Source organism: Microbacterium sp. 13-71-7, from assembly GCF_002257455.1.
GTDB lineage: Bacteria > Actinomycetota > Actinomycetes > Actinomycetales > Microbacteriaceae > Microbacterium.
This window is the reverse complement of sequence record NZ_NCKN01000181.1, coordinates 1-8629: the sequence shown is the minus strand read 5'-3', so window position 1 is coordinate 8629 and position 8629 is coordinate 1. Positions and strand designations below refer to the sequence as shown.

9 protein-coding genes are annotated in these 8629 nt (G+C 72.9%); 5 read left to right on the top strand and 4 right to left on the bottom strand.

Annotation, left to right across the window (positions count from 1 at the left end; translation table 11 throughout):
* Together B7X32_RS15445 and B7X32_RS15440 are read right to left on the bottom strand one after the other, a co-directional pair.
* Positions 1 to 976, bottom strand: a 976-nt coding sequence (locus tag B7X32_RS15445) for a HAMP domain-containing sensor histidine kinase (RefSeq protein WP_292721487.1), incomplete at its 3' end; no start/stop codon positions are given.
* Entirely contained in the window at positions 973 to 1683 is a 711-nt protein-coding gene (locus tag B7X32_RS15440) for a response regulator transcription factor (protein ID WP_292721484.1), read from the bottom strand. The genes B7X32_RS15440 and B7X32_RS15445, both read right to left, overlap by 4 nt.
* A 151-nt stretch (positions 1684 to 1834) precedes the next feature.
* Here B7X32_RS15440 and B7X32_RS15435 point away from each other — a divergent pair, with 151 nt between their 5' ends.
* Entirely contained in the window at positions 1835 to 2305 is a 471-nt protein-coding gene (locus tag B7X32_RS15435) for a DM13 domain-containing protein (protein WP_292721481.1), read from the top strand.
* The gene (locus B7X32_RS15430) at positions 2302 to 2814 is read left to right on the top strand and encodes a hypothetical protein (RefSeq protein WP_292721478.1); all 513 of its coding nucleotides are present in this window, start codon (positions 2302 to 2304) and stop codon (positions 2812 to 2814) included. The genes B7X32_RS15435 and B7X32_RS15430 overlap by 4 nt, the downstream gene beginning before the upstream one ends.
* A gap of 116 nt (positions 2815 to 2930) precedes the next feature.
* Here the strand turns inward: B7X32_RS15430 and B7X32_RS15425 are convergent, their stop codons facing one another.
* Positions 2931 to 3491: a DUF1992 domain-containing protein gene (locus tag B7X32_RS15425; RefSeq protein ID WP_292721475.1), complete on the bottom strand. Its 561-nt coding sequence runs from the start codon at positions 3489 to 3491 to the stop codon at positions 2931 to 2933.
* A 282-nt stretch (positions 3492 to 3773) separates the two neighbouring features.
* On the opposite strand from B7X32_RS15425, the gene B7X32_RS15420 reads away from it, so the two are divergent.
* From B7X32_RS15420 to B7X32_RS15410, 3 genes are all read left to right on the top strand, one after another.
* On the top strand, positions 3774 to 5336 hold the full coding sequence (locus B7X32_RS15420) for an HNH endonuclease signature motif containing protein (protein WP_292721472.1): 1563 nt from the start codon (positions 3774 to 3776) through the stop codon (positions 5334 to 5336).
* 61 nt (positions 5337 to 5397) lie between these two features.
* Positions 5398 to 6765 (top strand): MATE family efflux transporter, encoded by a 1368-nt coding sequence (locus B7X32_RS15415; RefSeq protein WP_292721468.1) that lies wholly within the window; start codon positions 5398 to 5400, stop codon positions 6763 to 6765.
* Positions 6766 to 6930: 165 nt separating this feature from the next.
* Positions 6931 to 7155, top strand: a complete 225-nt coding sequence (locus tag B7X32_RS15410) for a hypothetical protein (RefSeq protein ID WP_292721465.1) — start codon at positions 6931 to 6933, stop codon at positions 7153 to 7155.
* Between the two features lie 83 nt (positions 7156 to 7238).
* Here B7X32_RS15410 and B7X32_RS15405 read toward each other — a convergent pair whose 3' ends face one another.
* On the bottom strand, positions 7239 to 8450 hold the full coding sequence (locus B7X32_RS15405) for a hypothetical protein (RefSeq protein WP_292721462.1): 1212 nt from the start codon (positions 8448 to 8450) through the stop codon (positions 7239 to 7241).
* Between the last annotated feature and the right edge of the window lie 179 nt (positions 8451 to 8629).

The following is an 8629-nucleotide window of genomic DNA, read 5'->3' as shown; positions in this document are numbered from 1 at the left end:
CTTGCCAGCCGACCTCGAACATGCGGTCCAGGTCCTCGACCGCCACCCCGCTGCCGTGGTCGAGCACGGCGAGCACCAGCCGGTGCGGCGACGGCGATTCCGCGAAGACGAGGATCTCGGAGCCCTCCGGCGCGTGCCGCACGGCGTTCGTGAGCAGGTTCACGATGACGCGCGTGAGCTGATGCGGATCCGCCCACAGCACATGCCCGTCGATGCCCTGCTGCACGATGCGCACCCGGTGCTCGCCGGCCGCGGCGCTCACATCGGCCACGGCGTCCGAGACCACGTCGAGGAGCTCGACCTGCTCGGCGCGCAGCCGCAGCGAGCCGGAGGTGATGCGGGACAGTTCGAACAGGTCGTCGACCATCCGCCCCATCGTCTCGACCTGGGCGCGGACCTGGCCGGGGAACGCCTCCGGATCCGCCAGCCCCGCCTCGGCCGACTCGGCGAGCGCGCGGATCGCGGTGAGCGGAGTGCGCAGGTCGTGCGAGATCCAGGCCAGGAAGCGGCGGCGGTCCGAGTCCAGCCGCTCCAGATCGGCCCTGGCCTCGCTGAGCTTCGCGGACACCTCGGCGAGTTCGGCGGAGAGCTCGTCGAATTCGCGCCAGCCGCTGGATCCGCCGTCGACGACGTCGCCCTCGCCGACCCGGCGCACCGCATCGGCGAGCCCACGCACCGAGCTCCGCGCCGCGCGGGCCGTGATCCATGCGGTCGCGAGCGCGCACAGCAGCGCCGCCCCGAGCACCCAGACCAGCACCGTGAAGTCGTGCGCGGACAGGTACATCTCGGCGGAGATCGCCAGGACGCCGGTCGCCAGCGCGAGCACCGACGCGACCCCGACGACCATCAGGCGCAGCGTCAGCCCGGCCCGCCTCGCGCGACGCAGCACGAGCAGCGCCGCGCACGCGACGACGGCCGCGCAGACGAGTGCGGTGAGCAGGATGAGCAGGACGTCCGCGACGCCGAGGGGCATCATGAGCCGGATCCGTCCGCCGAGAACCGGTAGCCGGCGCCCCACTCCGTGAGCAGATGCAGCGGACGACGCGGATCCTGCTCGATCTTCTCCCGCAGCCGGCGCACGTGCACGGTCACCGTGCTGGCCTCGCCGAACGACCAGCCCCAGACCTCCCGCAGGATGTCGTCGCGGGACAGCACCTCCCCGTCGTGCTGCACGAGGTGGGCCAGCAGCTCGTACTCGCGCGCCGCGAGGGGCACCTCCTCCCCTCGCACCTGCACCCGGCGGCGGGCCGGATCCAGCCGGAAGTCGCCCCGCACGATCTCCCGCGTCGGCGCGGTGGCCGCCCTGGAACGGCGCAGCAGCGCCCCGACCCGCAGCAGCAGCTCGCGCAGCGCGAAGGGCTTCACCAGATAGTCGTCGGCGCCGGTCTCCAGCCCCTCGATGCGCTGCTCGACCTCGCCGAGCGCGGTGAGCATGATGATCGGAACGGCCGAGCGCTCTCGCGCGTCTCGCGCGAGCTCGTCGCCGCTGATGCCCGGCAGCATGCGGTCGACGATGAGCACGTCCGGCGGATCCGCCCGCACCGCGCGCTGCGCCGAGACCCCATCGCCGAACCCCTCGACGAGGTAGCCGTTCGCACCGAGATAGCGTTCGACCGCGCCGCGCACGGTGGGGTCGTCCTCGACGACCACCACCCGGGGCGGCGCGACCGCTGACGTCTCCATGCTCAGAGGCTAATCCCGTCGCGCACACCGGATCCGCGTTCCTTACAGCCCTGAAAGAACTCCCCCGCGGCGCCCGTGCCGTACCTACCGTCGATCTCGTACTCGACAGCCGGCACCTCCTCCGCCGGCGCATCCACGGAATGGAGCACTCATGCGCAAGATCGCTTTCGTCCCCGCCTCGCTCGGCGTGGCCGTCCTCGCCCTTGGTCTGTCGCTCGCGGGCTGCAGTTCGACGCCGGGCGGAACCACGCCGTCGTCGGACACGATGTCGACCTCTTCGTCGGCGCCGGGCTCGTCCCCGATGGCGTCCATGGACGACATGCACAAGACCGGGACGTTCATGGGCCTGAACGGCAAGAAGGTGGAGGGCTCCGTGACCGTGTCCGGCTCCGAGCTCATGCTCAGCGGCTTCTCCTCCGACGAGGGCCCCGACCTGCACGTGTACCTGACGAACGGCACCGACGAGGCGGCCGTCTCCGCCGGCACGCAGATCGACGCGGTGGCCTTCGACAAGGCGTCGCAGACGTTCATGCTGAGCGGCGTCGACCTCTCGAAGTACACCGAGGTCGTGATCCACTGCGACAAGGCCAAGGCGGTGTTCGGGGCCGCCGCGCTCTCATGACCGCGACGGCGGTGCGGGTCGGCCGTGGGGAGCCCGCCCGCACCGCACCCTGGCCGCTCGCCTTCGCACTTCTCGGCGCGGCGGCCAGGATCGCGGCGGGCGTGCTGTGGCTGAACGAGGGGATCCTGAAGTATCGCGCGGGATTCGGATCCGCCGACATCCTGCTCGTTGCGCAGAGCGCCGCGGGCAACAGCCGGGTGCCGTTCTTCTTCCGCCCTCTGGGCGCGCTCATGCAGGCCGCGCCCGGTCTGTTCGGCATCGCGATCCCGGCGCTCGAGGCGGGGCTGGGCGTTCTGCTCGTGCTCGGCCTCGGCCGGGTGCTGACCGTGATCGTCGCACTCGGGTCGATCGCCACGCTGATGCTCTACTGGTCGTCGGATCAGCTCATCGCGCAGTATCCGGCGATGGTGCTGCTGTCGGCCCTCGTGCTGGCGCTGCCACTGTCGGGCCGAGTCGGGATCGCCTGGTGGTGGGAGCGGCGGCGGGCTCGGACGCCGCGCGCGGAGTGAAGGCGGCTCGGGTGGCGCGCCGGGGCCTGGCGGCGCGGGTGGCGCGCGGGGGCCTGGCGGCGCGCGCCGGGTGGGGGCCCGGCGGCTGGGGCGACTCAGCTCGACTCAGCGGCTGGTCAGGGCTTGCGGAACCAGCGCTTCCTCGGCGCGGGCGTCGGGACTTCGGCGGCTGCCGCGGCTGCGGCCGCCGTCCGGCGTCCGTGCCAGGCCGCGACTTCGGCGTCCACGTCCCGGGGCTTCGTCACCACGGGCGGCCCTCCGAGCAGCTGGCGCCGCGCCTCGATCACGCGCCGGTTGAAGTCCTCCAGCACCGCACGCACGTCGCTCTCCCGCCGCAGGTCGTCGAGGTGCGCGTCGAGCTCGCGGTCCTCCACACGCAGCATGAGCGCGGGCGGGCCGAGACCGGTGAGGTTCTCCCGCTCGATCTTGCGGCGGATCCACCAGTCCGGATCGTGATGGTCGCCGATGCCGGGGATCGGCTTGCCCGCGCCGGGGAGGTCGTCGAACTGGCCCTGACGGATCGCCACCTGGATCGCGGTCTCGACGATCGCCGGCATCGTCTCGGCGTTCAGGGCGGCGGGCGGCGCCGAAGGGTGGTGCTGACCCGGGCGCTCTGCCGTTTCGTGGGCGCTCCGTGCGGCGTCATGCGCGCGGCGCACGCGGTCCGGATCCTTCATCGCGCCTCCTCCGGTCGATCGCCTCGGGTGCTCCCAGCCTATGCGGCCGCTCCCGGCCCGGACGGGCGGATCCGGCCGATTCCTTCGCACGCACGAGACTCCCCTCCGCTTCGTGCACGGGGCTGCGGACCGTCTTTCGACGGGGCCCGGACGCGGTTCAGGACCGCGGAACGAGGCGCTCGTCGTCCTCCACAGGGGCCGGTCCACGGAAGTTCTGCACAGATCGGAAACCTGCCCTGATCTGGAGGTTCGAATGTCGGAGGCCCCCTGTTGAATGGGGGTATGGCATCCACCGCGCACGAGACTCTGGAGCAGGTCGAGGACCTGCTCCGGCAGGCGTGCGCGTCGCGCGAGATGGCCTGCCAGCTCGACGGGATCTCCGATGCCGACGCGATCCGGATCCTGCAGACGTTGGGTCGGATGCAGCGGCTGCTCGACGGCGCGATCACGACCGCGACCGTACACGCCGTGCAGCGCGACGCGGGAGCCGCGTCGACGACGATCACCACCGCCGCAGGGTGCGCGGACGTGACCGAGATGCTGCGCCGGGCGCTGCGCGTGGATACGGGCGCGGCCCGCCGGTATGTGCGCGCCGCGGACGCGGTCGGGCGAGACTTCCTGCATTCCTCGGGCGAGCAGGGGGCCGCGCGATATGAGGCGCTCGGGCAGGTGCTGCGCGACGGGGAGCTCTCGACGACCGGGCTGCTCGCCGCGATCGGCCCGGTCGAGCGATCCGGGAACAGGATCAGCGCCGACGCCCGCGGCGCCGTCGACGAGATCCTCGCGACCATGGCACGCGGCCTCGATCTGCCCGACGAATACGGCAGGCCCGGCCCCGCACCGTCCACGGACGAGCTCGCACATCACGCGCAGGCCCTCATGCTCGCGCTGGACCCGGACGGCGCCGAACCCGACGACCGGAAGGCGGAGCGCAACAGGGGGTTCACGATCGGCCGGCTCCGTGACGGGGTCCGCCCGGTGCACGGCGGACTGCTGCCCGAGGTCGCGGGCGTCCTGGAGCGCCTGTTCGACGCGTTCAACAACCCCGCCGCGACGGATGCTCCGGACCTCACCGGGCGCCTCGGCGCGACGGGTGGAGACGTCTTCCACGGCCTGGGATCCGAGGGGGCGGCGACGCAGGACGCGCAGGGCTCGGTCCGGTTCGTCGAGGACGACGCGGATCCTCTCGAGCCGGTGTTCGACGGCGGCCCGAGCGCCCCGATCGACACCCGCACGCGCGCGCAGCGCAATCACGACAACCTCGCGGCGATCCTGAACATCGCGGCCGGGCATTCCGCCGTGCCCGCCCTCGGCGGGGCGGCTCCGACACTCTTGGTGTCGGTGTCGGCCGAGGACTACGCGAGCGGCACCGGGCGAGCATTCATCGAAGGCTCTGACGTCGACGCGCCCCTCAGCGTCGCTCGGCACACCGCCTGCGCAGGAGGTGTGCAGCGGGTGCTGTTCGACGGACAGGGGCAGATCGTGTCCATCGGCACGACGGCCCGCATCTTCAACGCGGCGCAGCGGCGCGCGATCCTGCTCCGCGACCGGGAGTGCCTGATCCCCGGCTGTCACACCCCCGCGACCTGGTGCGAGATCCATCACGTCCGCGAGCACGCCGAGGGCGGACCCACGCACACCGGCAACGGCGTCGCCCTGTGCTGGCACCACCACCGAACGCTCGGAATGTCCGGCTGGCAGATCCGCATGCGTCACGGCGTGCCAGAGATCCGCGGCCCCGCCTGGTGGGATCGCACCCGCACCTGGCACCGGCCTCGCACCCGCGGCGGCGCCCCCGGTGCGGTCCGAAGACTCGTCACCACCGCCCTCGCCCCACCGGGATGAGCACCGGCGGGATGCGCCACCCGCGGCGCACGCTGTCCCCGGCCGCCTCTAGGCTCGTACGGTGCACTCCCCGACGCCGAACCCGAGCCCGGGTGACAGACCGCGCCCGAGCGGGGCGCCGACCCTGAACCGCGAGATCATCCGCCTCGCGGTGCCCGCCCTCGGCGCGCTCGTGGCCGAGCCGGCGTTCCTCATGGTCGATGCTGCGCTCGTCGGACACCTCGGCACCACCCCGCTGGCGGGGCTGGGCATCGCGTCGGCGATCCTGCAGACCATCGTCGGGCTGATGATCTTCCTGGCCTACTCGACCACGCCCGCGGTCGCGCGGCGGTTCGGCGCGGGCGACCACGGCGACGCGGTGTCCGTCGGCATCGATGGCATGTGGCTCGCGCTCGGCCTCGGTGCGGTGCTCGCGGTGAGCGGTTCGCTGCTCACGCCCGCCGTGATCCCGCTGTTCGGCGCCACCCCGGAGGTCGCGGCGCAGGCCGCCGCCTACCTCGCGCCCTCCATGTGGGGGCTGCCCGCGATGCTGGTCGTCTACGCGGCGACCGGGTTGCTGCGCGGCATGCAGGACACTGTCACCCCGCTGTGGATCGCGGGCATCGGCTTCGCCGCGAACGCACTGCTGAACTGGCTCTTCATCTACGGGTTCGGCTGGGGCATCGCCGGATCCGCCTTCGGCACGGTCGTCGCGCAGTGGGGCATGGTCGGCGCCTATGTGCTCGTGATCGGTCGCCTGGCGCGCCGGCACGAGGCCTCGGTCGCACCCGAGCTGAGCGGGATCCGCGGCTCCGCGCGCTCCGGCGGCTGGCTGTTCCTGCGCACCGTGAGTCTGCGGGTGGCGCTGCTCGCGACCGTGGGCATCGCGACCGGCATCGGCACGCGCGAACTCGCCGGCTGGCAGGTCGTGTTCACGATCTTCTCCGCCGCGGCCTTCGCACTCGACGCGCTCGCGATCGCCGCGCAGGCCCTCATCGGGAAGAGCCTGGGCGCCGAGGATCCGAACGGGGCACGGCATGTGCTCGCCCGCACCGTCGCCTGGGGCGCGTGGTTCGGGGTGATCGTCGGGGTGCTCATCGCCGCGCTGTCGTCGGTCATCGGACTCGCCTTCACGGGCGACCCGGCCCTCGCCGCACTGATCCAGCCCGCCCTCATCGTGCTCGCCATCGCCCAGCCGATCGCGGGGATCGTATTCGTGCTCGACGGGGTGCTGATGGGCGCCGGCGATGCGCGCTACCTCGCCATCGCGGGCGGCCTGAACCTCGTGCCGTTCCTGCCCGCGCTCGCGATCATCGCCGCCACCGGGGTGAACGGCGTGGCCGGCCTGATCTGGCTCGCCGTCGCGTTCTTCGGCGTCTACCTGTGCGCGAGGCTCGCGACGCTCGGTCTGCGGGTGCGGACCGGACGCTGGCTCGCGCTCGAGGTCTGAGCGGACCGCCTCGGACCGGGGCCCGGCGAGGGCCCGATCCGGATCATCCGGTCCGCACAGCGCGTTTCCCCGCGACGTCGTGCACCGATTCCGTGGTCGCCGGTCAGGAACTCTCGTTCCCTGGCATTGTGGGCGGATCCACGCGACACTGAAGGGGTGCTGACCATGAACGAACCACAGGTATGGACACTCATCGGAGTGTTCGCCGCCGGGATGTTCGGCATGATCACGATCGTCACCACGATGTTCACACGTGTCGTGCGTTCGGAGATCCACTCCTTGCGCGTCGAGCTCAAGGGCGACATCGCCGAGCTGCGCGGAGAGATCCGGAACATCGACCGCGACGTCAGCGCGCTCATGAAGCACACCTTCGGCATCGACCGCGACTGACGATCGATCCGGACCGGATCCGCCCGGACCGGCGGGCATCCGGGGGCCGCGCAGACCGGCGGCCGAGCCGACCTCGACCGCCATCAACGCCCGCTGCGATGCACCTCGCGCTCCTCGATCGCATCGAGCTCCGCCGTCGCCCGCGCCCGGAGGCTGTCGGACAGCCCGCGGTCACCGATCGCCCGCGGCACCGCGGGGCGCTCCTCCGGCCGCCCGCGGTGCATCGCGTAGCCCCACGTGGCGAAGCCGAGCAGCGGTCCCCACAGCCAGAACGGCAGCACGAGGATCATCTCCAGGGCCCCCACCGGCAGCGCACCACTGCTCGTCGTGGCGACGCGCACCAGATCCACCCCACCCACCGTGAACATCACCGCCACGAATGACGCCGCGACCACCGCGAGCCCGGCCGGCACCGGACGACCGCCGACCCCGGCCATCCACTGCGGGAACCGGTCCGCCCACGGCAGGCACAGCCCGAGCGTGAGCAGCCCCGCCGCGAGCATCGCCCCGCCGAGCAGCAGGCCGACCATGAGGATGTCCGGCGCGAGTGCGCCCCTCGGCGCGAACAGCGGCCAGGGCGTCAGCCACGTGAGACGGCAGAACACGTACGGCAGCGCGCACAGCGCCGCCGCGATCGTGATCGCGCGCCGATGCCGCAGCACACCCGCAGCGAAGCGGCCCCGCACCGCGGGCTCGCCGATCGCCCAGGCGGCGAGCGCTCCCGCGGCGACGAGGTGCGCCATGGAGACCGCGAGCTCGCCGAGCCGCGGCGCGAGCGCCTCCAGCACGCGAGGCGCGAACGTGGCCAGCGGAAGCCGGAGCGCCGCGAGCACGACGACGCCGACGACGAGCGCGATCCCCACGAGGCCCCTCACGGGGCGCCGCACCGTCAGCAGCACGAGTCCGCCGACGACCAGCCCCGCCACCACCAGCACGAACGAGTAGCCGGCGACCGGGATGATCCCTCCGGGGATCAGGGCCGCCACCAGCAGCGCCACGAGCACCGCCACGATGCGCAGCCCGCCCGGGGCCGCACCGACGACCCCTCGGGCGACGCCGGCGGCCCCGCCCCTCACCCCGCGCAGCCCCAGAACCCCGACGGCCACCGCGGCGAGCCCCGCGGCGATCGACACCGCCGCGGCCGCGGGCGCCCCGACGGCGGTCGCCACGAGGCTCGGGGCCGCCCCCGAGGGGACGACGCCGGGGACCAGGACGCCGATCGCACCGAGCAGGGCGACGACCGCTCCGAGCGCAAGGGCGACGATCAGCAGCACGACACGCGTTCTGTTCCTCATGCCCCGAACGCTACGGATCCGGATCCGCCCTCCGCGTCGCCCCCGAGGACGGTTCCGGATCGCCCGCAGGGATGATCCCCGGCACGCATGCGCCTACCGGCCGGGGCGGCGGACGCCGTTCTCGTAGGCCCAGATCACGACGTGCAGGCGGTCGGCGAGCCCGAGCTTCGCGAGAATCG

What these genes read in the sequence shown, in the direction of transcription:
- B7X32_RS15435 (WP_292721481.1), top strand. Translation starts at nt 1,835, where the DNA reads ATGCGCAAGATCGCTTTCGTCCCCGCCTCGCTCGGCGTGGCCGTCCTC.
- B7X32_RS15430 (WP_292721478.1), top strand. Translation starts at nt 2,302, where the DNA reads ATGACCGCGACGGCGGTGCGGGTCGGCCGTGGGGAGCCCGCCCGCACC.
- B7X32_RS15420 (WP_292721472.1), top strand. Translation starts at nt 3,774, where the DNA reads ATGGCATCCACCGCGCACGAGACTCTGGAGCAGGTCGAGGACCTGCTC.
- B7X32_RS15440 (WP_292721484.1), bottom strand. Translation starts at nt 1,683, where the DNA reads ATGGAGACGTCAGCGGTCGCGCCGCCCCGGGTGGTGGTCGTCGAGGAC.
- B7X32_RS15410 (WP_292721465.1), top strand. Translation starts at nt 6,931, where the DNA reads ATGAACGAACCACAGGTATGGACACTCATCGGAGTGTTCGCCGCCGGG.
- B7X32_RS15405 (WP_292721462.1), bottom strand. Translation starts at nt 8,450, where the DNA reads ATGAGGAACAGAACGCGTGTCGTGCTGCTGATCGTCGCCCTTGCGCTC.
- B7X32_RS15425 (WP_292721475.1), bottom strand. Translation starts at nt 3,491, where the DNA reads ATGAAGGATCCGGACCGCGTGCGCCGCGCGCATGACGCCGCACGGAGC.